The sequence below is a fragment of the Microbulbifer maximicatervae (SeqCode) genome, from assembly GCF_052468295.1.
In genome coordinates this window covers 1260923-1283917 of record NZ_CP174340.1, presented here as the reverse complement: position 1 = coordinate 1283917, position 22995 = coordinate 1260923, and the positions used below count along the sequence as shown (strand labels likewise).

The window sequence follows — 22995 nt, the reverse complement described above, 5'->3', positions numbered from 1 at the left end:
CCTCCATTAACCTATGCACTTGAAGGGTATGGCGATGCATAAGAAGCCCACTTTAATAAAAATGGGCTTCTTAAAGAACAGTAATTCCTTATAACACCGATGAATGTTACTTCATTTATATTACGGCACTAACTGGTAGCTATTACCTAAGTCGTCTTGTACAACCTCAGCAATACCATTGATGGCGGAGACTTCTAATGGCTCACTTAGAATGCGACTTCTAAATGTCCAGCCTTCTGGCAGATTGAGGCGACTTCCCAGGTCTTTTAAATCGTCAAACTGAAGATCAGAGACCTCAATACGACTAAATGATTGCATAATATACACCTGCCCATTGATATCAGTTAGCTCATAAACACGGCGACCTTCATAAAACAACCAAGTATTATTCCTTAGTACTTGTCCAGGAATATAGGAAACACTCTCTCCGAGATCAGAACTATAATTCATGGTAGTCAATAAGCGCATTTCTAAGTCACCAAAAAAACGGTATTCATCATCCGGACTGGGTGAGACAATATCGCCACCTAAAATTTCATCCACCACAAAAAAACGCGGCCCATTAGGGATTGCAAAAAGCGCACCATACTCAATTTCTATATCGTTGAAGTTGATAGCATCCCACTGACTTTGGGGACAAAAATTAACACCCGGGGTACCCCAAATCTCTGTTGACTCCTCAGCTCCGTCTAGATAAGACAGTAATATCTCACAATAGCGAAAATTAAAGAGTGGACCGCCAGCTTGCAATGGTTCCTCAACCGTAGTATTTCGCAAGAAATCTAAAAAGTGTATGGCCAATTCCTCGCCTACATCGTCTTGAATAAAGTGGCCTGCAGCAAAGCGCCTATGATCACCATCATCCGAACCTGGTACATGCTCCACCCACTTCTGTTGCGTTTCAATACTCCCCAAGTTGATATCATACTCACCGGCATTAAACATAAATGGGTTGTGAAAAGCTCCAAGTGTTTTCCAGGCAGAAAAATTCTGCATTTCAATGCCTACCATCATCGCAGGAAATGCTCGTATTGCCGCTTTATACTCAATATTTGGGTAGGGGGCGTTATACGCAAGTACTTCCTCATCACTTAGCAGGTTAATAGTCAATGTTTGTACCACATCTCCAGCAATTAATTCCGGTACACTAGAAGCATAGTTAATCCATTGTTGGAATCCCTCCACCCTGTCAGTCGATTTTGAAGTAAAGAATGTTTCTGCATCACCCAGTGATTCATCAATCTCAAAAGTCGGGTATATATAAGGATTTCCCCCCAATGGAATCACCGGAAGGTCACCATTCGCGACAACTAGCCTTCCGATAACTTGTGGCATATCACCTGCAATACGAAGACCAATAACACTTCCCCAATCTTGTACAAATAGATTAATATCAGTTAAATTTAACTTATCAATAAACGCCTTAGTCCAAGCAACATGTTGTTCATATTGATGAACTGTGACGTCGATCGGCTTGTCTGACCTTCCCATTCCAATATTATCTGGTGCAATCACTCGGTAACCGGCATCAGCAAGGATCGGGATCATTTTTCGGTATAAATAGGACCAGCTGGGTTGGCCATGTAGTAACAATATAACTTCGCCATTATCAGGCCCAACATCCACGTAATGCATATTTAAGCCGTCAATTTCTACGTAACTTGGCTCAAATTCATATCCTGAAAGGGAGTCAAAACAGGCATCGGGAGTAACAATATATTCCAAACCCGTAGCGGTTGCATATATTTCACTTTCAGACAATTTACAAGCATCGCTATTTGGACCTGTAACTAAGGGAATCTCTGTCCCTGAGACATCTTCAGAGTCATCCGAGTCACAAGCAACCAATAGGGAACCCAAAAAGCAGATACCGAACAGGCACCGGAATAGAGAGATATATTGGGGAGTTATAGATATAGAGACAAAAGAATAATTCATAATATAAACCTTCCTTTTACATTAAATATAAATTCCTTTAACTGGAGAGGATATTCATATCACCATCAGATCATCCACCTATAACAGAATTGTGCGGATGGTGAAAATCTCCGCACGACCAGAACTGTTGGAAGTTTTATCATTAATTAAACAGGGAAAACTCAATAAAAAAGCACATGACTAACCTCCGACAATTTAAGAACCTGAGATACATAAACTTATGCTTAGATACTTAAAAATTTGCTTGCAATCGAGAATGTTTTGTATGAACGGTGCATATTTCAAGCTCAATGGAGCAAATGGCAAGTTTCTTTCATATGAGATTACCTATATCATTCACTGTTGATATTTTGATATATAAAATCGATATTGAATGCAATATAGGCAAGGAACCTTGTTTGAATTTCGCAAAATAAATAAGATCCAAGCATGGATATTTCTTCTAATATGGCCATGGGTGAATATCTTTATCGTCTCTGCTACACTTTATTCACTTGAGTCACTAACCCCCCACCTCTTCCTGTTGGCTACAGCTAAAATATGGGGAACATTTATTTTATGTCACCTTCTTTTCATTTTTATTGAAAATCTTCCCAACAGCCCTCTACGATTATTAAAAGAAAAACACACCTACTTACTTAGACCAATTGTAGTCATTTTTCTATTTATAAGCATTGCACCGATCGTAGAACCCCCATTAACTTTCAAAGTACCTGATATTAAAATATTACCATTGGCGATAATGCTACTTGAATCCACAGTTTATATTTTTGCCATATATATATTTCAACAGCAAAGTTTCTTCTATCGCTCGCAGCTTCATGCACAACAGGCAGAGCTACAAATACTTAAAATGCAATCAAATCCTCACTTTCTATTTAACACTCTAAATTTGATTGCATCAGAAGTCATTCAGCACCCATCAAAAGCTAAAGAGCTCATTTACAGCCTTTCCGATTTATTACGCGACACAATCAACTTAACCAAAACCCAATGGATAACTATTGAGGAAGAACTAAGATTAATCGAGTTATACCTATTGCTGCAACAAAAGCGCTTTGAGGATCGATTTACCTTTGATATTGACTGTCCACAAAATTTGAATGGAATGAATATACCTTCATTACTATTAATGCCAGCTGTGGAAAATGCCATAAAGTACGGTATTGCACCCTACGCCAAAAGTGGTCATGTGAGTGTAAATGTGGAACTAAATAATAGTTACATAGAAGTGGAAGTTCAGGATACAGGGGCATGCTTTGATGACAAGAACATCACTTATGGTGAAGGATTGCGTATTCTTACTCAAACATTAAGAGTCAACTTCAGTGACAACCACGCCCTTAAGTTAAATTCAAGCGGTGAAGGAGCAAGTTTGAAAATTCGCTTCCCACAAGTAAATTCATCCATAACCCCGTAGGTTGAAAATGGCGAAAATGAATACTAAAAAAGTAATTATTGTCGATGATGAACCTGCAGCAAGATCCAATCTAATAGAAGTAATCAACACCTTCGATGAATTGAAAGTTGTGGCGCAAGTAACTGATGGAAAGTCAGCGATAAAGCAGATCATAACCAAAAGCCCTGATATCGTATTCCTTGACATTGAAATGCCAGAGGTGAATGGCTTTGATGTGGCTAATGCAACTCAACATATAAACTATCAACTTGTCTTCCTAACAGCCTATCAGCACTATGCCCTACGTGCGTTTGACACAAATGCAATTGACTATTTGACAAAGCCTGCTCACCCAGAATTAATAAAGAAAAGCATTCGCAAGATATTACGGCAAGAGATGTATGCCTTAGGGCAACAGACGTCTTCGACAAGCGGAAACCGATTGGTTTTGAGTGATTATAATCAAATGAAGATATTTGAATACGACCAAATTAACTATATCGACAGTATCGGTCGTTATCGTCGCATCCACCTTACCGAGACAGGAGTTAAATCTCACAATACAAACACCATTATTTCAGATATGACACTTGACAGTTTCAGTGAGCAGCTACCTAAGGAAACTTTTTACCGATTACATCGAAGCTACATCATTAACAGCCATAGAATCCTTGAATTAAAGTTACAGTCACGACGCCATTTTGTCCGACTTTCCGGAACAGATACACTTATCCCAGTATCTCGCAGTTTTCTTTCCATCTTAAAGGAGAGTATTAAAGTCTCAGCTAGCTCTCTAAGTGGGTAATAGATGGCTCTAAGTAATCCCACAAATACTGCTATGAAATTACTCCGAGCCTCCATAATCCCAGAAACCTACATATTCTTTTTAAGGAAACTGATGATCGACCCAAAAATAGCTCTATGGTGCTCACTATCAGTAGGGCCATGAGCCATATCTGGATATAGTTTCCACTCATAGTCCTTATCAAACTTACTTAACATCATATTCATGCGGTACATATGTTCAACATCAACAGTTTCATCCTTCTCACCATGAATAATAAATACAGGCCTTTGAAGGTTTTGTGCCAGATATACCGGTGAAATGTCCTTCAGTTTGCCATAGTCTTTAACAGTATCTCCAACATTCTCCTGCATCCACTTACTTTGAGCCTCAGTTGCATAGGGTGAGTTCAGGTAGAGGTTAACATCTGTGACACCGGCCACACTGACTGCACAGCGGAACAATTGCTGGTGTTTGATAGCCATCATTAGTGCAGCATATCCACCATAACTCATTCCAACAGAACAAATTTCCGAAGACAAAATATCGCTTCGGTCACTTACCACCTTTGTTGCTTGAAATATATCTTCAAGCATTAAGTTACCCCACTGGTGAACACCCGCTTCCTCCAGCTCAGTTGAATAACCACTCGACCCTCGATAATTCACCCTTAAAACGGCATAATTATTCGCCACAAAGAACTGTGTATAGTAGTCAAAATACTGATGGTCAAAAACGCCAAGAGGACCACCATGTGGCATAACTATAAGAGGGAATGGCCCGTTACCTTTTGGCATGGTCAATATATAGGGAATATCCAATCCCTCCACTTTAACCTGCTCGTGGTATTGGCGACTCTCAAGCTGATCATTTAAATGTGGAAATTTTGAGGCCACTAGCTGGTCAATTTTCTGGTTTTTCCTGCTAATGAAATAACGTCCTGGTTGGCCGTGGCTCTCGCTATAGTAAAGCTCTATAGTACTATCGAGGCTTCTTCCTACTGTTGTTTTTAGTAGACTCGCCATGCCATTTTTTTCTTGTCTATCCTCATCAATATATTGATATTCTAACCGTCCATTATGAACGACCTTTACACCAATTAACTCCCCTGTCGATTGCTCTATTACCAGATCGATAATATCGTAGCTATCAGATCGATAAGCTATGCTCTGTTCTCCACTAGTGAAATTGCAGCGGTAAACTATCCGATCTTTCTCCGAATTAGTATCTAAGCAAAAGTAAGTTCCAGACTCTGGACTTATAGACACCGGTACAAGGATTCCATGCTCTGCTCCGGGGGCGGGCTCCTCTTCCAACTCTTCTTCAGTCCAACTCTTTATTGGGGCGGTAGAGTGTCCATCAACAACTTTACTCAAATGAAGCTCGCTGTCATTGAAAAACAAAACTGACTTTGGCTGCCCTGATGGATCAAAAAACCAGCGTATCGCATACCCTTCAACTGAAGCCACTTCATTCTGAACTGTAAACTGGCCTCCATCTTTTCGTAAAAGTTTACTTGCCTTCTGTTTAAATCGGTTAAGCTTAGATACGTCAATGCTGTATACCTTGGAGTAAATCCCACTTTTTGCATACAGAAAATGGCCCGGCCTGTTTGGCAACGCATGGACCAACCATCCTGGTGTTTTTACCTCAAATATTTCTGGAGGCTGGCCTTCGGAGCCTGAGACATCAAGCACTAATAGTCGATAAGCTGGCTTGGTATCTAATAAATTTTTAACACCCTTCTTGACTTCCTTAAACTGGGCAACAAGATACTTTGGGCCAACCCAACGGATAAATTGAATTGATGCGTCCCTGGATGTCAATGTTTCGAGATCAATCAGGGTATGACTAGACCCATCTTCACGACTCCAAATATCTAACTTTTGACTAGCATCATTCTGCTTAATGGACGCTACCAATCTTCCATCTGGACTGACTTGTGCTGTTATAGTATCAATCGATTTAAAGTAGCTTTCTGCTGGCATTGCTACTACTGGACCAATTTTCACCAGAATGCACAACAAAACCAATAAAGTCCCTCGAAAAAAAACAATCATTGGTTTATCTCCAAAGGACTTAACCAACTTTGCAAGAATTCATCTTGCACTCCCGCACCAGATACCAGAGGATACAACTCAGTTAATGAATTTATAGCTTCTTGAATTCCATCTAAATCTGTTGCTATTCGATTTTTGAAATAGACCTCTACCGTATCTGACTTTCTTTGCTTACCTATAAACAAGCTACCAATATAATTTGTTTTTTTAGCTTCCACATGAAAACGCCAAGTACGCTGCTTAGCAGTATCTAGCTTGTAGGGAAGATTGAAGTAAGGTGCATTTATTTGGGTAATTTGGTACAGGCCAGCTGGGACTGTCATCAGGTAAAAACCTTCGGACTTATCCTTGAGGCTGACTTTATAACGACCTTTCTTTCGCAGTTTATATTTTTGCCCACTCAGCAGGTATTTATTTCCATTAGCGTACATCTTAGCAAACTCTATTGAGGGCGCAGTACCTCCTACATCGAGCTTTACCAAAACATACCCACGCCCGCCCTCTAACTCAGGCGGACTATCATAGGGTACCAATGACAGCGCCCGAGCAATTACTGATTCAGACACAAGGATTGCCGCAAATATTATGCCTTTAAGAAGAGTATTAACTCCACTTGCCTGATAGCCTATCGGCATCACGCTTCTTAAATTTAGTGTCAAAATAACACTTCCATATGTTTATTTATAAATGAGTGACAACGTTTTGAATACTATCTCAGAGCCAAATGCAATACAATTGGCAAGCTTTGGTTCTAATTATGGAGAATAATATGTCAGGGATGAACGCTCTCAGGTACGTTAAGTCTTGCCCACTTCTTTTAACGGTCTGTTTATTATTTCTACAAGGTTGTGCGGTGCAAGTTAATATGCTACCGGCATTGAAAGAAGACGCCCCTATTAACGAACAAGATGGAATTGTTGTCGCCCGAATCATTAACGCATCTGGAGTTGCCCTGCCGTTTAATCAACTCACAATTAACCCGGAAAACTTAAACGAGTCTAAGGCCATAAAACCCGAACGTCTCCTTGCGGATCGACCAAAGCTAAATGGTACAACGGTATTTGCCTCTTCTGTCAAACCAGGGAATTACTCTATTAGTAGCATTCGGGCGTTCTATTCAAACGGTAATGGATGGTACAGCCGTTTCGTAAGTGCAGATGAGAAGCTGGGGACCTTTTCAGTTACGCAGGGTGAGGTCACTGATCTTGGTACTTTGATCTATTATCCAAAGCCACAAGGTGACAGATACCTTGACCTTTTGATTCGCGCGCCTGAATCAAAAGAAGGGGAGGTAATTGCAAAGCACTTTCCATTCATAAAATACGATCCTCAATCAATCAACGGGTGGCATATCGATGAAAATGATGAAGAGCGTGAGTCAGCTTATATATCCATTGCACAGAATCCTCTGACATACAGCGAAGAGTATATTTCCCCTGATAGTTCCATCTACTTTCTTGGAAAGGTCGGCGTATTTATGAAACGTACTCCCGACGGGGACTGGGAGCTTGATGCTGTTGACACCAATCATGAACTAACGGCTATCGCACAAAATAATCATGGTGATCTAGTAGTCGGGGGGAGTGAAGGCGCGCTATTCTGGCGCTCTGCTAAAGGGGATTGGCTAGACATATCATTGGAGCATAATGCTCACATTGAAAACCTGAAACTTCTAGATACAGGAGAGATAGAACTTCTAGTTACTCGCGACTTCGAAGTGAATATCTATAGGGGAGTAGTAGCAAATTCACAAGTAAAGTGGAAACTTTTGAATCAATACTCCTCAAGATCAGGTCAAGGATGGAAGCATATTGCAGAAGTAAAAATAGGGGAAATGAAAGCTCACACCAAAAGTGACCAACATATATATAATACAACTATTTTTGAATTCAACGGCCAGAACTACATAACTGTCCGTGAGCAATCTACATATGGAAGTATTATATTTTCGCCAATCAATAGCGAAATCTTCATCTATGATCCTGAAAGTTGGATGATTGAAAAAACAGTAGATGATTTTGACCTAAATGCAATTATTGACGCAGGCGCAGTTCAGTTAGGTGTCGAGGAAGCTGGCTTCTGGTCCTGGACAGGAAAGCCAACCTATTACAAAATTGATAAAAATGGCAACCAGGATAAAATAACTACGTATATTAAAGAATGTAAAGAGAGTAAGTCTTCCAGAAATCGCTGTATAAATAGAAATTTCATATTTCGATCCGTTCCCTGGTTCTCAACTGACAATGAAGCCGTTGCGATTGTTGGTTTTTCACAAAGTAACTTTTCTGGTAGGAATCGTGAAACAGAAACCAGAATTTTAACAACAACGGATGGCGGAAAAAGCTGGATATCTACAGACAATAAACCACCTACAGACTATTGTACCTCTATAGTTCCTCTTGTTGCCGATCGTTTATTAGTTTCCTGCGATGGTGCCAATGGTGATTTCTACGAATCAACCGACTTAGGGGCCAGTTGGAACCAGGTAAGACAACAAGATAATTTCTAGAAAAAATAAGGTGGATACAAATATCCAATGTATCCACCTTATTTTAGTTGTAAACTATATTAAAGAATGGTTTTACTATAATAGAAAAAATAGTTATTTATAGCTCAAATCTCTGTAAATCTAGCAGTAAAATGTCGTAGAACTTGTGGCTCATACTCGAAAGCTAACCCCCGCAATTCATTGGCCCGCGAACTAAGTTCGATAATCGCATCTGCTACATAATCCATATGATCATTTGTATAGACTCTACGAGGAATAGTAAGCCGCATTAATTCTAGATCTGCTTTCTTTTGTTCACCGGTATCCGGGTCCCGCCCAAGAAGTAAAGAGCCAATTTCCACAGCCCTGATTCCCGCTTCTAGATACAGCGCATTGGTTAACACCTGTGCCGGAAACTGCTCTGATGGAATATGGGGAAGAATCTTCGATGCATCTACAAAAACCGCATGCCCACCTGTGGGATATTGAATGGGTACTCCAGCAGATCTCAATCGCTCTCCCAGATAGGCCACTTGGCCAATTCGGTAGTTCAAATAGCTCTCATCGGCAGCCTCATAGAGCCCCCGGGCCAGCGCTTCCATATCGCGACCAGCCATCCCTCCGTAGGTCACAAAACCCTCCATAGGGACGCAGCGGGTTTGTACGGCTTGAAACAGTTCCTCATTGTTTCGAATACAACAAAGGCCACCAATATTTACCATAGGGTCTTTTTTTGCGGACATTGTCAACATGTCCCCATATTGATACATCTCGCGAATAATTTCTAAAATCGATTTTTCTTGATACCCCTCTTCCCTTTGCTTTATAAAGTAAGCATTCTCGCAATATCGAGCCGAATCAATTACCACTGGGATATCATACTTAGTAGCAATTTCATAAACTGCCTGCATATTTTTCATGGACACAGGCTGACCACCAGAACTGTTACAGGTCACAGTAGTTATAATCGCACAGACATTGTGGCTTCCGTGCTCTTCAATAGTGGAAACCAGGCGTTGTAAATCAAAGTTACCTTTCCAGTCGTATGCTGTCGTGGTATCAAAAGCACGTTTATCCACCACATTAATTGCTTTTCCTCCATTTAACTCTATATGCCCTGCAGTAGTATCAAAATGATAATTTGAAATAAATACAGGCTCCGTTCCTCCACGCACTTGACGCATACGCTCAATCAGAGCAGGAAACAAAATTTGTTCTGCTCCACGCCCCTGATGTGTAGGAACAACCAATTTATACCCAAAAAAATGCTCTACTGCATTGCACAAATTGTAGTAGTTTCGGCTACCGGCATAGGACTCATCACCAAGCATCAAACCCGCCCATTGATTATCACTCATTGCACCAGTGCCTGAATCTGTCAATAGGTCAATATAGACATCATCACTGCGCAGTAAAAACGGATTTAATCCAGCCTTATTGAGTGCAACCTCCCTATCTTTATAGGTTGTCATCTTGATCGGCTCAACCATTTTTATACGGAAGGGTTCAGGGATTCGCTTCATCACAATTATCCTAACAATACCTGCCATACTGCAGGCAATAACAATCCAATTATTATAAGTAAAGTAATTAGTATAAGAGAAACAGGACCGAATTATATTTTAATTAAAGTTAAGCCCTGTAAAACATCTAAAAACTGCAGAAATACCTCAACGGGATATTGTCCCCTACTGAGATTCAGACTCCTCTGTCAAAAATGATTGTCAAGTATTTCACTTCTTAACTTATGGTACAATAGGCTGCATTATCTATATGACCTTTTCAGTCACTTGAGTGAACTTATTATCGGGTTCTTAGCTTCACATTTCTTGTGATCGAAAGCCACTCTAGATTTCCCAAGTATCGAGATAAAAGATTATCTAATGACAACTTAGCTCACATTTTAAACATTGATGAACAGAGGTCCCAGAATAGAAACATCTAACTTATAAATGAGGCAGAAGATACTAATTGGATCCGAGCTTATCAATTAGTGATTCTTCTGCCCCTCGTCATCTCTCTTAGTTACCTTCTAATTTTGAGAGGTAAAACTGAAAAGCACGATGTGCCACTTGATGACCTATCGCCTGCCCTGCAGGTACTGAAGGCTCAAAGTGTACACCTCCCCATACACGACTGTTACCACAGTCCTCTTCAAATGAAGTCCAGGTAGGGAAATATAGATTCAAGTCAGTTTGTGGTGTTACACTAGGTTCAATCTGAGAGCTGCCAGACAGCGCAGTTACAGAATATCCCAAAGTATCGCCTTGAGGTAAAAACAAGCGGCTTGTCTCGGCATGCGCAGCACAAAAGCTAGCTGATGCGGAGGGATACTCGGGATGATCAGCTACAGGCAGATAGCTAGTCCACTGACTGGCGGGCAAATCATTCACGGTTCCCTTTCCAGCGCCCCCCCAAGCCGTTACAGGTTCATCCTTATAAATATACCGAACAGCAGAAAAAGGTCTTACTGAGTTATGGCGACGCTTTTCCTTCCAGATAGCAATAGCAGTATCAAAAGCTGCCATATTAGTCAGGAAGTCATAGTGTATGAAATCCATCAGGGATAAACCTTGAGATTCAGATGCAAAAACGGCAGCGAAGCCTAAGCTGAATATCTTCATATCAAATAACTCAGCTTTCATCTTCTGCTCATCAGTTAAATTCGCTGATGTAGCCAATACATCATTTACTTGCGCTACGTAACTGGGGTAGTTCCAAATTTTGGATTTAATTGGTACTGGTGAAGTGAAATCATCAGGAGACTCGTAGCTATAGGGCGTAGTCAATGCTATTTGAGGAGTTACGAACTGCTGAACCCGAAATACACCTGGTCGCTCCATTAAAACTGCCGGCTGCCATTTTGATGGAAAACGCAGCTTGTAGGCAGAATTAGCGGGTTTAAAGTCAGTATAATCGGCATAAGGCAAGCGATGATAAAGCTGGTTACCTTCATTACCTAACTGATTCATCCCATCATTAACACGCCCTTCCAGAACTTTTCTACCAGCATAATTTCCTATACCAATTGGTGTCGTCGTATCTTCTGAAACATTTTCAGGATCTAGCCCTAGCTCAATTAGCATTTCATCCCATTCAGATACCAAATGAGGAAACAAACCACTTAGCACTTTGTGGGAAGCATAAGTCAATGCAATATTTAACTCAGTATTGTCTGTCGGCTCTGTCATTCGGCTAATATCTGAGTAAACGCCCTTTGCTGTCGGATGATAAGGTGCTGTTGCATCAAACCAGGAGTTAGTGATAAGCGTTGTAAAACGGAGTACCAACGTCGCATCATTTGCAGCTGGTGACACTTCGAAGATTGCGCAGGCTGCAGCTGGGATTATATTTTGTACCGCTACATTACAAGTTCCTAGCTCTTCAGAGCTACATTTTGGAGGCAATGAGACGTCCTCTAACTGAGGACAACTGATGGCCTGTGCTTGCCAACTTGCTGAAACAAATACTAATCCTATAATACTTTTTAAAGCTTTTTTATAAGTTACATCTTTTAGCATTGGATTTTCCTTTTTGCTATATCCATGTGACCAATGTAGCATCCTATCTACCGATCACTTTCTAATGATAAACACCTAAAAACACTTTAAAATAGACTGTTCTCTATACCCTCCCCCATTTCAATAGTAAATGACTATAACTCTCGATATTCTTCTAATGTCAATGCTACCTGAATTATCAGGCCCTAAAATTTAGACCAACAAGTAAGGCAGGCTTTTGAAACTACTTACAAAGTAATTACTTGTAAAGATGCCAGTTCACGGAAACAATAATTTTTTAGATTCAATTTATTGGCAAGTTTTTTCAAAAATCGGAAACCAGTGTTTTCTCTTAGCAAACTGCAAAGTCAAAAGGTTATATTTTAGTAATTGCTTTTCGGATTAAATGGGTCACTGGCTAACCACATATTTTCAACAAACATTAGCCAGCCCAACACAGATAGCAGTAAAAACACTAACACAGTAGCACTTAACACTGTAAATCCAGCACATTTCCATTCAATTGCCTAAATTATACTTTCTACTGATATTAGATATATTGATCTTATTTTATGAGCACCCAAATACTTACAGTACAATTAACCCGAAAATGGATAACATGGGACTGTCGTTGTAGCCATATATAACAGCATCCACCGTTCTATTTTATTATACTAGAATAATATTCACTAGGAAGTTACAGGTGCTTACACGATGTCTCTTAAACAGTCACACTCGATCGATAGAAACAAAAGACTCCTTCTCAAAAAGAGTAAAAATAGTTAGCAAGAAGAACTTTATGAACGATAACTTTATACTTTAGTGCCATTCTTACTAGTACAATGCACCAATAAGCGAAGGTCTAAACGTGAAAGTATTACATACACATCTGAAAGGCTCTGGAAAAATCAGTTATAGTAGCTTTCAGAAATAAGCCAACCAACAATGGATTAGGTTCAGCATTATCAAAAGCATTTTCTTTTGAGTGCGGTCAGATGCTGCGGTCAACTATAACCGGACGCTTTCTTAAGCGCATCTTTCAAATTCGATGGGGCTATGTCCCCCTGTGTTGTATGCATTCTGCGTGGATTGCAATAAGCGATATAGGACCTCATATCTGTTTCAGTGCAAAACTTACCAGGGCCGTCACTATCTAACGATCTTAGCACCAACCAACAATCCGGCATGAATAAAGATCAATTACTACCGCCAGGTATAACCAGCCCTACAAAGTCCAGATATATGTGATATCCGTAGTCCAAACTTGATTTTTAGTACTCGATGAGAAACCCCTATTCAGAAAATCCTCAGCAACTGTAAGTTGATATTTGTGGTTAGAGTAAATTGCTTCTTGTGTTTTACTGTCAAACCAAGTTTTTCATTAGCTTGCAAACTCTATAGCGTCCAATTTCAAAGCCTTCTTTACGTAGCAACTTCAGTGACCGACGGATTTTGTGGCTTTCATGAGATTCCGCAAATCGGGCTGGTGGATGCCAACTCAATATGGCTGGCGCTGGTAGTGGTCATTACGCCGCTGCCGCTACTGGTGGCGTGGAAGGTTAGTGTCTGGTTTGGGTTGTAGCGCTCGGTGGGGATATAGCTCAACGTGCTACGATCCAACAGGACAAAGCCCGTACCCGATGAGTGCTGGGTTGCTTCGGTACCCAGGCGTACATGAAGCAGGTAACCTATTGCCCAGAGGCCGGGGTAGTGGCGTCGCTCCATGCGCTATTACTGCCTGCGATGGTGATGTAATAACCCAGATAGGTATCGTCGCCGCTGGATAGTATTGGCGCACTAATAAAATCGGTATAGGTCGAGTTCGCAATCAAGGTAACCTGATCCGGTACGGCCATGCCCCCCCCTAAAGGCTGGCTTTGGTAGACGCTTTTGCGGTCGTGAATCAGTTTATATTTTTGCTCGACTCGATCAATATTCACTTTATCAATACGCCAGCACCCTCCTGAAATAGCACCATGTCAACCGCCGTGAATCCCAGGTAACTGTGGGATAAAGTGATGTCAATCTCACCGCGCTGTTCTTCGAGTATCACTTCATGCACAATCAAAGCGAACCGCATATCAAGCGGGCATTAAAGATATTCCACAATTCCAAATAACCCATCCGCTCTAACACCCTCCCTAATTTTCACTATGTAATTACAGCCCTGTCATTTATTCATTACCTGCTATTTTCTTTAAGCAGCAATGCTGAAGCTTGGAGAGGGGGTAGTTACTAGCGGGGCAGAAATAATCAGTACACCCTGGTAATATAAACTGCATGAAATACGATGCCAGAAAACTTAGTACTGAGGAGCAGCACCTCATACGTAAAATTGCTGTTCAGCGAGTATTTGATGGAGAATCTGCGGCGGAGGTTAGTCGTAGCTTAGGGCTGGGGAGCAGAACTATTTTCCCATGGTTAAGGACTGCTCGGGAGAAAGGTATTGAAGCGCTATCTCCAAAAATTAGACCTGGACGCGGTAGAAAACTGTCAGCTATTGAAGAAGAGGAAGTCAAACGATGGATTATTGGTGGCGATCCAAGGCAATATGGCTTTGATTTCGGATTGTGGACACGTCAGATCGTATCGGATTTGATTTTTGAGAGATTCAAAATTGAACTTAGCGTTTCTAGTGTCGGCACACTTCTACATCGACTGGGCCTGACGCCACAAAAGCCTCTACGAAGAGCTTACGAGAGAGATGAGAAGGCGGTGAATAAATGGGTAAAGGAAGTCTATCCAAAGATTAAATCTTATGCGAAAAAAACTGGTGCAGAAATATTTTGGCTGGACGAGGCTAGTATCAGATCAGACGATCCACTCCAAAGGACATGGGGAGAAAAAGGAAAAACTCCAGTGGTAAAAACGAGTGGTCAAAGACAGTCAATCAATGCGATCTCAGCTTTATCGAATAGAGGTGGCTTCTGGTATCATATTTATAGTGGAAAGTTCACGGCAGAAAAGTGCGTAGAATGCTTCAAAAATTTCCAGAGAAGTCAGAAAAGACCAGTGATTCTCATTGTTGATGGGCACCCAGTACACAAATCGAAAAAGGTATTGGAGTATGTCGATTCACAGGATGGAAAGCTTGAAATGGTGTTCTTACCGCCATATGCACCAAACCTAAATCCAGATGAGTTGGTCTGGAATCATATGAGAAATATAGGGACTTCAAAGAGGCCGCTGAAAAAAGGTGAGACACTACTGAGTCGTGCAAATGCAGATTTGCAGAGCATCAAGAAAAATAGAAAACTTGTGAAATCATTTTTTCAAGAGTCGACTGTATTCTTTGCTGCTGCCTAGGTAGTATGTCTATCATGTGCCATTTAGCCCTTTTGACATTAGTTTTGTAGATTTGATGGGCTAGGGATTTCTGTTTCCAATCATCAATAAAATGGTCATGCCGACAAAAGCACCCTCGTCCCTCTGCAATAATTTTATCTGCATCTTTTCTATCGACATAATCCAGTGTTCTTAAATCTTCATCCGACTCTCGTACATAGTTATAGAATTCCCGACAAACCTTGTCAGACAATATATTTGGCAACCCTTTATTTGAATAAAGCAGCCCGAATAGCTCTCTATTTCGCGCAATATCAACCCTACATTCCTCGGCAAAAGCTCGCATATACGCCACATCCGAAAAGGCTCTTTATGACCAAAACTTGTTTCTACATTTAAATATACATCTCGACCTATTTGCGACTTATATTTACTCCTGACAACTTAATAACGACTCTTAAGCGCCCACCAAAATCCACTATAAACAACATTCTTTTCTGAGTAATGTTTCAGGCAAGATTCTGCCTAGATCCCCGCAATAACTGACACAAGTGGCGATAGTGGAGGAGGCCAGCTGGCTGTAGGCTGGTTAGCTTCCACACAAACAAGCCAGGAACCTCATGAGAATCTATACCAACCAGCTGACCTTGAATGAACGATAGCAGATCGAAGTCCTCAATGGACAGAGCTATTCGGCTCGAGCCATTGCACTACATCTCAATCGCTCCAACAAAACTATCTCACGAGAGCTTAATCGCTTTCACCCTTTTTGTGCTGAAAGCGCTCATCGCCAGGCGTTGCAGAGACGATATGGGACTCGTAAGTACACCAAATTTGTTCGCCACGAAGGTGCAAATCGACTATCAGCTAAAAAACGCTAGCCCCGAACAAGTTGCTGGTCGGATGAAGCTTGAGAAATGTAATAAAACGGTCGGTTATTCTACTATTTGTCGCTGGATAGCCCAGCTTGGCTGGAGGCCGCGACTTCCACGAAAAGGCAAAGTCTACCGAAAGCGTACAGGCTCTGAGGCAGGAGCAAAGCTCATTCCGGAGCGTATTGATATTGAAGGTCGGCCTACTATTGTTGATGGAAACACCGAGCTCGGCCACTGGAAGGCTATACGGTTTACGGCCAAGATGGCCGTCTTGTGACTTTAGTTGAACAAGTCTCTAAGTTGTTGCTCACTCGTCGGGTGTCCAACAAGAGTAAGAAGACAGTAAGTCGGGCAATCAATTGCACAGAAACTGGGGTATAAAATATATATTGAAGAGCTTTATCACTCCTGGGAACATGGATTAAACGAAAATACGAATGGTCTACAGAGACGTTTCTTCCCGAAAGGTGTGAAAACTGGCAAGATACCCAAAATCCGTATTGACGATGCAGTGTTCCGAATAAACTCGCATCCAAAAGAGATTCTAAATTAGTTGAGCTCACTAGAATCTCTACCGGGCTGGCGTGTGTCACTTGTATTGGCAATCTAGGCTGCACCACCAGATCAATAAACGTACAGAGAAAAGCAGCGTAGAAACCACATCCCAAGCTGTTAAATAGTACTTCCCCACAAAGTGTTACAGAAAAGAAAGTGCCCCCATGTCTGTGACACCTCTCAGTTATCAGCTGGAGCGCCAGATCTATACTCCGCCCCTCAGTCTTCTCACTTGTGAATCTAAAGCCCTACTAAGAAAAGGAAACATTATTTAAGCTTCAGGGTTATACTCCAAGCAATATAACTGTAATTGACAACAAAGACATTACTAATGGAAAACCTTGATCTAGAATCTATCGCAAACCAGCTTTCATGCCCTGAGGGAAAGGCTGGCATTGAAATGGGCAACAAAATGAGTGCTCTCAATCAGATTATTACCAATCAAGCTATTCAAAAACTATCACCGCAAGAAGATGAGTCAATCGTCGAAATCGGACCAGGTAATGGATCGCTGTCGCTACCGATATTGAGCGGATTAGGCATTAATGGGCACTATTTAGGTATTGAAATGTCAGAAGTTATGGCCAGCGAACTTCGAGAAAAACTGAGAGACAGCCAGTGTGCAGCGGAAGTAATTTGTGGTGACTGCCTGGAAGTCCGGCTTAAAGATGGAAGCGTTGACGGTGTTATCGGAGTTAATATTCTGTACTTTATCGACGATTTATTAAGCTTTTTTAGTCATATTAGCAACTGGCTTTCACCTGGAGGGCGAGCAATTTTTGGGATTCGTTCAGATAAATCGCTCAAAAAAATACCCTTTACTCAATTTAAATTTCATATACGCTCTACGGAAGAAATTAAATCTCTTATGAAAAATGCGGGCTTTGATACCGTAGAATCCTATTACTTTGACGAAGAACAAATTCCTTTTGAAAATACAACTGTATCAGCTGATTCGGTTATCATTGTTGGGAAAAAATCCATCTACACAGCTTGAAATACAAGCTCGCTTGCAGAGGCGGTATCTTGCTAAGTATCGCAAAGTAGATATCGCCTTTTGATGTTGCTGTTTACAAAATCTAGAATACTGAATAGGCAGCCAATTACCCTCTGATGCGCCCTATTATTTTCAACTAAAAAGCTCCCTCCGAAGTTGTCAATTGGTGCCACTACCCTCCTAGAGCATAAAGATTCCTAATTACCACTTATGCTAAGCCAATTTTTAGCAACCTTTCTGGCATCGGTGGTGTCCGAAGAGAGACGTAAATCAATCTTGGAATGAGTGCCGACAAATCAAACCTCCGATTAAAGCGATATTGAAATTCTGCCAAATAGCGCTGTGCATATTTCGGCCTAATAGCATGGTAAGTGCTACGTAGCGCACTCTTTAAATTACCAAGTACTGTATTTACCCAATAGAACTCAGGCTCTTCAACAGAAGCTCGGCCACCACCACAAACAATTTTGTCATGTACACAACCGGCCTCCTTAATGGCATTGAAGCATGGAAGACCATCTGAGATGACTGTGCTGCCACTGCAAAGGTACTTTTTACTCCAGGTTGAAATTTCACTGCTTTTGAAGCCCTTGATAATTGAGAGCTTAATACGGGTTGGGCGTCCCTCCTTGGTTGTTTCAACGGCCGCCACAAAGGGAGTTTTACCCTTGGCTCCGCGCCCGGGCTTGCATCCAGTACGCTCACCACCGAGATAGGCATCATCTAGTTCAATAAAACCGGACAGTTTGTATCGTTGGTCTCGCTCCATCATCACTTGCATGAGTTTCTGCTTCATACGCCATGCTGCGTTGTAAGAGATACCTAGATGTCGAGATAGCTCCATAGAGGAAATGCCCTTCTTATCCTGAGTAATCAGGAAAATACCGAGAAACCAGGTGGTGAGGGGGAGCTTCGTGGAGTCAAAAATTGTACGAGAGGTAATCGATGTCTGACGCCGACAATGGTTACATTGCTTAAGCTTGCGATAAGCGAGGTCGCAATGCTTGTCATGCCCGCAGTGAGGACAACTAAAGCCATTGGGCCAACGCCACTGCGACAGTGCATCGAAGCACTGTTCCTCGCTGCCGTACATTTTGAGGAATTGGGTCAAACTAATACCCTTCTGAAACTGTACCTTGTTGCGAGCCATGGCGTATTCCCTTGCAGATCAACGAGATAGCTGTATTTATATACAGTTACGCATAACTTAGCAAGAGTGGTAATTAGGTAAAGATTTACGTAAAATTTCAGCCAGCACTCCAACTATGCGATACTTCCGCCCCAAAAGAAGTGAAAAGAAAACAGGGAAGACCCATGACCAAATTCACACTAACTCTGGCAGCGGTTTTATTGGCTGGCTGTAGTTCAGTCACTCAGCTCTCGGAAAAAACGGCAGGGGAAATCAGACAGGCGGTATCTATACAAGCTAGTGGGGAAAATTCTGGTACTCAGTTCTCAGGGCCGAAATTACAGGCCACTACTGATGGCTCTGACCTGAACCTCTACTACTACAACCTCCGCGCATTTGAACCCGCTGCTAACGAACCAACGAAGTACCACCTACAGATCCATATCACCTATCGCATGGCGTGGCGTCACTATGAGTCTGCGGAGTTAAATGGCGGACAACCAGTAGAGACGGCCCCTATTAACAAAAATGTCCTTCAATGCGTAAGTGGCAATGAATGTATGCTTGAAGAGATTCTGGATATTGCTCTCACTGAGGAACAAATACAGGCTTCGGTGCGCAGTCGAGATAAACTCAAACTTAAACTGAGAGCAAGATCCGGGCACAGCTCTACCATTGAGGTTCCAGCAACCTACTTGCTTGGTTTTTACGCTGCGGTTGCCAATTACGAGGGGTGACTACCACTCTCCGTAGGAAATAAATGTTGACTAAGTGCTCTTTTGTGGGGTCTGAGAGCTTCCTGCCTGGCAATATGCCTGTGCAGTCTCCGCCAGACCTTCACCTAAGGCCACCGGGGGGGTCCAGTCAAGCAACTCTTTGGTTTTAGTGATATCCACTTGTAGTGAACCGCACAAGCGCTCGGCAACTGCCCCCTTTCCTATTAGCTTCAGCGCACTGGTGAGTGCGAATTGGGGAAGAGGCAATAGTCGAGCATCACATCCTATGGCATGGGATAAACCACGCAACAAATCTGTTACCGATACATCCATATCATCGGATACCAGAAATACCTGGTTTGCCGCATTGGGATGAGAAATACAAACGCGGATCAGGTCGATTAAATTGCCGATAGATACCAAGCTTCGGCGATTATGAATAGCCCCTAGTGGCAGCGGGATCCCCTTGGTAAGCCAACGCATCATCGCTTGGAAGTTCGCCTTGACCCCAGGGCCATAGACCAGAGGTGGTCGGATAATAACAACTTCCATCTCCGTAGACTCAGCCAGCTCAAGCAGTGCGTCTTCGGCCTCTTTCTTTGAAATCCCATAGGGATCCGTAGGATCACATTGTTCATCCGCATTAAATGGTAAGCGGTTGTCGGTTGACTCCCCGTTAACCTTAATAGAACTAAGATAAATAAAACGTCTAACACCAGATGAAGCCGCCTGCTGTGCCAGTTTGATAGTGCCCCCGACATTCACCCGACGGAATTCCTCCAGAGGGTTAGCAGAAGTCTCCGTCATTACATGGACACGTGCTGCGGTGTGAATGACTGTATCTATATCAACAAGCGCCTGAGCCCAATCCGTATTGCTTGACAGGTCACCGATCTGAAAGCCGCCCTCAACATCGCTGCGATACACCGGCAAAACCTGGTAACCGTCTTTGCGGAGCTGCGGCAAGAGTGCGGTTCCCACAAAGCCACTAGCGCCGGTTAGTAATATACGTCCTTTCAATGGAGGCCTATTTCTCAGCTGTAGAATTCACGTTAGTTTACACGGACCACTTTTTCGACACACCTTTATCTCGTCAACTACATAGCGAACATGACAAGCTATCAAAGCATCGCTGGCTATTAGAACTCTATTCAATACCACAAAGGCGTTCTTTGTCAGTAATAGCATTTTTAAGCCGAGCCCGGACATTCTTCAGGGCTCTCCCATGTGGAGCTTGAGTATCCGGCCTGCCCCAGCGGGCCTCCCAGGCTTCCCTGGCTTGTAAACAGGCTTTCGCTTGCTTGTACTTCCAGTTCGCCTCCTCGCAAAGAGACAACCCTTTGGGTGACTGACGATCACAAATCTGGTGGTATTTTTTATGGGCTATCTTTTCCTGAAAGTTCTTGGCAGTAGCACCTTCAAAGTGGCGGATCGGTGGCGCTTGTACTTTCCTATCCAGGCCAACCTGCTTATCCGCAGCACTATCCAGGTAGAGCACGCGAAAAGATGTAACAACCAAAAACTCTTGAATAGCATACTGATCACGACCGGAGCTGGTTAATAGCCCTAAGGGATGGGGGGTCGCAAGAACAAGGGGGGGCATTGCCAGCAGGAAAAGTAGCAAAGTCAACAACAACCAAAATGGCCGTCCAGTCGAGGTCTGTGTTGGCATTGAAGTGTGAAGCCTCCCTAAATTATCTACCTACGGCAGTGAATTACGCATTGTGAAGGCCAAATGAACAACACACAGAAGTTTAATGAACCACCTTATCACTCCCAAATCAGCCTGGAGCTACAACACTGGCTATGGACTACTGCACCCAATAAGTCAACACAACAGGCAAAATAAAAATGCTCATAATAGTTGAGAGGAAAATAATACCGGATATCTTCGGGGTATCTTGGGGGCGATAAATAGATATCCAGAGGTAAGTACTAACAGCGCATGGCATAAGGGATTGCAGAATAAGCACCCCTCGCATAGCACCCGTAAAATTAAACAGATTTGTCAAAATAAGCGCGACGGCGCCACCGAGAATTATATGCCCAATAGCAAAGACCAATCCAATCTTAGTATCACCCAGCTTAATTTGGGCCAAGCTATGTCCGAGGGTCAACAACATTAGAGGGATTGCCATACCGCCCAAAATATTAAGAGATGACATAACGGGCTTTGGTAAACTTATATTGAAAATCAATGCGACTATAGAAAAAACCACACTGTAAATTGCTGGGCTAAGCATAATTTCCTTGGCCGACCAGCTACCCGATGTTACTCCAGGAGCAACCACAAAGAAAAAAATCATTCCCACAACAACAAAAGCAATTCCGTATAGAACTCCCGCATGTCCAAATGCTAACGCACATACTGCGAGGCCGATATTGCCTACATTGTTCATACTTAGACAAGAAAAGTAAGTACGTATATTTTGCCTAAATAAAGATAAGAATAGAAGGGCTAGCACTGACATCAACGAGTACATCAGGAAGGCGGCCAACAGCATCCATAGAAATCTACCCAATACTATCTGCTGGCCCAGCATATGATCCAATATCAGCGCCGGATAACCAATATGAGCCATTAATTTGGATACCATTTTGGAATTTAATTCTTGCTTACTTGCTGCAAACAGGTATCCAATAAGAACGCAGATAAATACGGGAATAATAACTTCAAATACGTTCTCAAATAGGGTTCTCATCGAATATTAAACTCCCACCGCCCACTTCTCAGCACTGCGTAATAAGCACCCCTTTAATACGCTGACAATCCCCACCAGAACACACAAAAAAATCGATAATATATTTACCTTCTAACACCCCACAGAATTACGCAGGAAAAATTGCAATGCTCTGACAGATTTTCAAGTTAGAAACTGCAACCATAAAAAATACCTATAAATTCAACTGCAACTCTTTAAGGTTTAAGGTCGGAGTGATCCATATTTCAGCATCAAAGGCCGCAAAAAATTTTTCATTATAGGTCATCAGCTGATCTTGACAGTTCTCCTCAAAGATAAAAATTGCTGCCCGCTTTCCTTGCTCCAAAAAGAAGTAGGAAGCCTCAGGATTGGCTGAGGCGATAAAATCATTCATCGCCACAGACATACTATCATCAGCAATGGACTTATTGCCGGCCTTTGCCGGTATCAGGAGTTTCATTAAGAGGCGCATTTTGATCCTGGCTGTTGTCAAGGTTATAGGATCAAAACATAGCCTTTTCACTATCCAGCTGCGCTGCATTAAGTGACAATTCTCAGAGTATATCA

Annotated in this window: 20 protein-coding genes; 7 read left to right on the top strand and 13 right to left on the bottom strand. The window is 42.1% G+C overall.

Annotation, left to right across the window (positions count from 1 at the left end):
• Positions 1-120 precede the first annotated feature (120 nt).
• Positions 121-1938: a haloalkane dehalogenase gene (locus tag ACJJIQ_RS06100; RefSeq protein WP_444913523.1), complete on the bottom strand. Its 1818-nt coding sequence runs from the start codon at positions 1936-1938 to the stop codon at positions 121-123.
• 394 nt (positions 1939-2332) lie between these two features.
• Here ACJJIQ_RS06100 and ACJJIQ_RS06095 point away from each other — a divergent pair, with 394 nt between their 5' ends.
• Together ACJJIQ_RS06095 and ACJJIQ_RS06090 are read left to right on the top strand one after the other, a co-directional pair.
• A complete protein-coding gene (locus ACJJIQ_RS06095) occupies positions 2333-3358 on the top strand; it encodes a sensor histidine kinase (RefSeq protein ID WP_444916925.1) in 1026 nt (341 codons plus the stop codon).
• Between the two features lie 7 nt (positions 3359-3365).
• Entirely contained in the window at positions 3366-4142 is a 777-nt protein-coding gene (locus tag ACJJIQ_RS06090; RefSeq protein WP_445364029.1) for a LytR/AlgR family response regulator transcription factor, read from the top strand.
• Positions 4143-4210: 68 nt separating this feature from the next.
• Here the strand turns inward: ACJJIQ_RS06090 and ACJJIQ_RS06085 are convergent, their stop codons facing one another.
• Together ACJJIQ_RS06085 and ACJJIQ_RS06080 are read right to left on the bottom strand one after the other, a co-directional pair.
• Complete coding sequence (locus tag ACJJIQ_RS06085) at positions 4211-6181, bottom strand: alpha/beta hydrolase family protein (RefSeq protein ID WP_445364028.1); 1971 nt, start codon at positions 6179-6181, stop codon at positions 4211-4213.
• Positions 6178-6840 carry a hypothetical protein gene (locus tag ACJJIQ_RS06080; protein WP_445364027.1) on the bottom strand — a complete coding sequence of 221 codons (663 nt, stop codon included), beginning with the start codon at positions 6838-6840 and terminating at the stop codon, positions 6178-6180. Before ACJJIQ_RS06080 ends, ACJJIQ_RS06085 begins: the two co-directional genes overlap by 4 nt.
• Positions 6841-6950: 110 nt before the next feature.
• Between ACJJIQ_RS06080 and ACJJIQ_RS06075 the strand changes: the two genes are divergently transcribed.
• Positions 6951-8690 carry a WD40/YVTN/BNR-like repeat-containing protein gene (locus ACJJIQ_RS06075; RefSeq protein WP_445364026.1) on the top strand — a complete coding sequence of 580 codons (1740 nt, stop codon included), beginning with the start codon at positions 6951-6953 and terminating at the stop codon, positions 8688-8690.
• Between the two features lie 104 nt (positions 8691-8794).
• On the opposite strand, the gene ACJJIQ_RS06070 is transcribed toward ACJJIQ_RS06075, so the two are convergent.
• The 5 genes from ACJJIQ_RS06070 to ACJJIQ_RS06050 all read right to left on the bottom strand — a co-directional run bounded on the left by ACJJIQ_RS06070 (position 8795) and on the right by ACJJIQ_RS06050 (position 14237).
• Positions 8795-10219, bottom strand: a complete 1425-nt coding sequence (locus tag ACJJIQ_RS06070; RefSeq protein ID WP_445364025.1) for a tryptophanase — start codon at positions 10217-10219, stop codon at positions 8795-8797.
• Positions 10220-10690: 471 nt separating this feature from the next.
• On the bottom strand, positions 10691-12190 hold the full coding sequence (locus ACJJIQ_RS06065) for a vanadium-dependent haloperoxidase (RefSeq protein ID WP_445364024.1): 1500 nt from the start codon (positions 12188-12190) through the stop codon (positions 10691-10693).
• Positions 12191-13630: 1440 nt separating this feature from the next.
• The gene (locus ACJJIQ_RS06060; RefSeq protein WP_445364023.1) at positions 13631-13894 is read right to left on the bottom strand and encodes a hypothetical protein; all 264 of its coding nucleotides are present in this window, start codon (positions 13892-13894) and stop codon (positions 13631-13633) included.
• Entirely contained in the window at positions 13858-14109 is a 252-nt protein-coding gene (locus ACJJIQ_RS06055; protein WP_445364022.1) for a hypothetical protein, read from the bottom strand. Before ACJJIQ_RS06055 ends, ACJJIQ_RS06060 begins: the two co-directional genes overlap by 37 nt.
• Positions 14106-14237 carry a hypothetical protein gene (locus ACJJIQ_RS06050; protein WP_445364021.1) on the bottom strand — a complete coding sequence of 44 codons (132 nt, stop codon included), beginning with the start codon at positions 14235-14237 and terminating at the stop codon, positions 14106-14108. Before ACJJIQ_RS06050 ends, ACJJIQ_RS06055 begins: the two co-directional genes overlap by 4 nt.
• A 212-nt stretch (positions 14238-14449) precedes the next feature.
• On the opposite strand from ACJJIQ_RS06050, the gene ACJJIQ_RS06045 reads away from it, so the two are divergent.
• From ACJJIQ_RS06045 to ACJJIQ_RS06035, 3 genes are all read left to right on the top strand, one after another.
• Positions 14450-15475, top strand: a complete 1026-nt coding sequence (locus tag ACJJIQ_RS06045) for an IS630 family transposase (RefSeq protein WP_445362554.1) — start codon at positions 14450-14452, stop codon at positions 15473-15475.
• A 644-nt stretch (positions 15476-16119) separates the two neighbouring features.
• Positions 16120-16335 carry a helix-turn-helix domain-containing protein gene (locus tag ACJJIQ_RS06040; protein ID WP_445364794.1) on the top strand — a complete coding sequence of 72 codons (216 nt, stop codon included), beginning with the start codon at positions 16120-16122 and terminating at the stop codon, positions 16333-16335.
• An 880-nt stretch (positions 16336-17215) separates the two neighbouring features.
• A complete protein-coding gene (locus ACJJIQ_RS06035) occupies positions 17216-17881 on the top strand; it encodes a class I SAM-dependent methyltransferase (protein WP_445364020.1) in 666 nt (221 codons plus the stop codon).
• Between the two features lie 208 nt (positions 17882-18089).
• On the opposite strand, the gene ACJJIQ_RS06030 is transcribed toward ACJJIQ_RS06035, so the two are convergent.
• Positions 18090-19031: an IS1595 family transposase gene (locus tag ACJJIQ_RS06030; RefSeq protein WP_445362153.1), complete on the bottom strand. Its 942-nt coding sequence runs from the start codon at positions 19029-19031 to the stop codon at positions 18090-18092.
• A 164-nt stretch (positions 19032-19195) separates the two neighbouring features.
• Between ACJJIQ_RS06030 and ACJJIQ_RS06025 the strand changes: the two genes are divergently transcribed.
• Positions 19196-19747 carry a hypothetical protein gene (locus ACJJIQ_RS06025; protein WP_445364019.1) on the top strand — a complete coding sequence of 184 codons (552 nt, stop codon included), beginning with the start codon at positions 19196-19198 and terminating at the stop codon, positions 19745-19747.
• Between the two features lie 30 nt (positions 19748-19777).
• Here ACJJIQ_RS06025 and ACJJIQ_RS06020 read toward each other — a convergent pair whose 3' ends face one another.
• The 4 genes from ACJJIQ_RS06020 to ACJJIQ_RS06005 form a co-directional block, all read right to left on the bottom strand.
• On the bottom strand, positions 19778-20746 hold the full coding sequence (locus ACJJIQ_RS06020; RefSeq protein ID WP_445364018.1) for a UDP-glucose 4-epimerase family protein: 969 nt from the start codon (positions 20744-20746) through the stop codon (positions 19778-19780).
• 127 nt (positions 20747-20873) lie between these two features.
• Positions 20874-21398, bottom strand: a complete 525-nt coding sequence (locus tag ACJJIQ_RS06015) for a hypothetical protein (RefSeq protein ID WP_445364017.1) — start codon at positions 21396-21398, stop codon at positions 20874-20876.
• Between the two features lie 139 nt (positions 21399-21537).
• Complete coding sequence (locus ACJJIQ_RS06010) at positions 21538-22428, bottom strand: AEC family transporter (RefSeq protein WP_444897626.1); 891 nt, start codon at positions 22426-22428, stop codon at positions 21538-21540.
• Between the two features lie 193 nt (positions 22429-22621).
• Positions 22622-22969, bottom strand: coding sequence for a hypothetical protein (locus tag ACJJIQ_RS06005; RefSeq protein ID WP_413662355.1), 348 nt, complete (start codon positions 22967-22969; stop codon positions 22622-22624).
• Positions 22970-22995 lie beyond the last annotated feature (26 nt).

Excerpts from the sequence above, each read along its gene's own strand:
- ACJJIQ_RS06100 (WP_444913523.1), bottom strand. The coding sequence starts at position 1,938 with ATGAATTATTCTTTTGTCTCTATATCTATAACTCCCCAATATATCTCT.
- ACJJIQ_RS06090 (WP_445364029.1), top strand. The coding sequence starts at position 3,366 with ATGGCGAAAATGAATACTAAAAAAGTAATTATTGTCGATGATGAACCT.
- ACJJIQ_RS06085 (WP_445364028.1), bottom strand. The coding sequence starts at position 6,181 with ATGATTGTTTTTTTTCGAGGGACTTTATTGGTTTTGTTGTGCATTCTG.
- ACJJIQ_RS06075 (WP_445364026.1), top strand. The coding sequence starts at position 6,951 with ATGTCAGGGATGAACGCTCTCAGGTACGTTAAGTCTTGCCCACTTCTT.
- ACJJIQ_RS06070 (WP_445364025.1), bottom strand. The coding sequence starts at position 10,219 with ATGGCAGGTATTGTTAGGATAATTGTGATGAAGCGAATCCCTGAACCC.
- ACJJIQ_RS06065 (WP_445364024.1), bottom strand. The coding sequence starts at position 12,190 with ATGCTAAAAGATGTAACTTATAAAAAAGCTTTAAAAAGTATTATAGGA.
- ACJJIQ_RS06060 (WP_445364023.1), bottom strand. The coding sequence starts at position 13,894 with ATGGAGCGACGCCACTACCCCGGCCTCTGGGCAATAGGTTACCTGCTT.
- ACJJIQ_RS06045 (WP_445362554.1), top strand. The coding sequence starts at position 14,450 with ATGAAATACGATGCCAGAAAACTTAGTACTGAGGAGCAGCACCTCATA.
- ACJJIQ_RS06035 (WP_445364020.1), top strand. The coding sequence starts at position 17,216 with ATGGAAAACCTTGATCTAGAATCTATCGCAAACCAGCTTTCATGCCCT.
- ACJJIQ_RS06030 (WP_445362153.1), bottom strand. The coding sequence starts at position 19,031 with ATGGCTCGCAACAAGGTACAGTTTCAGAAGGGTATTAGTTTGACCCAA.
- ACJJIQ_RS06025 (WP_445364019.1), top strand. The coding sequence starts at position 19,196 with ATGACCAAATTCACACTAACTCTGGCAGCGGTTTTATTGGCTGGCTGT.
- ACJJIQ_RS06015 (WP_445364017.1), bottom strand. The coding sequence starts at position 21,398 with ATGCCAACACAGACCTCGACTGGACGGCCATTTTGGTTGTTGTTGACT.
- ACJJIQ_RS06010 (WP_444897626.1), bottom strand. The coding sequence starts at position 22,428 with ATGAGAACCCTATTTGAGAACGTATTTGAAGTTATTATTCCCGTATTT.
- ACJJIQ_RS06005 (WP_413662355.1), bottom strand. The coding sequence starts at position 22,969 with ATGCAGCGCAGCTGGATAGTGAAAAGGCTATGTTTTGATCCTATAACC.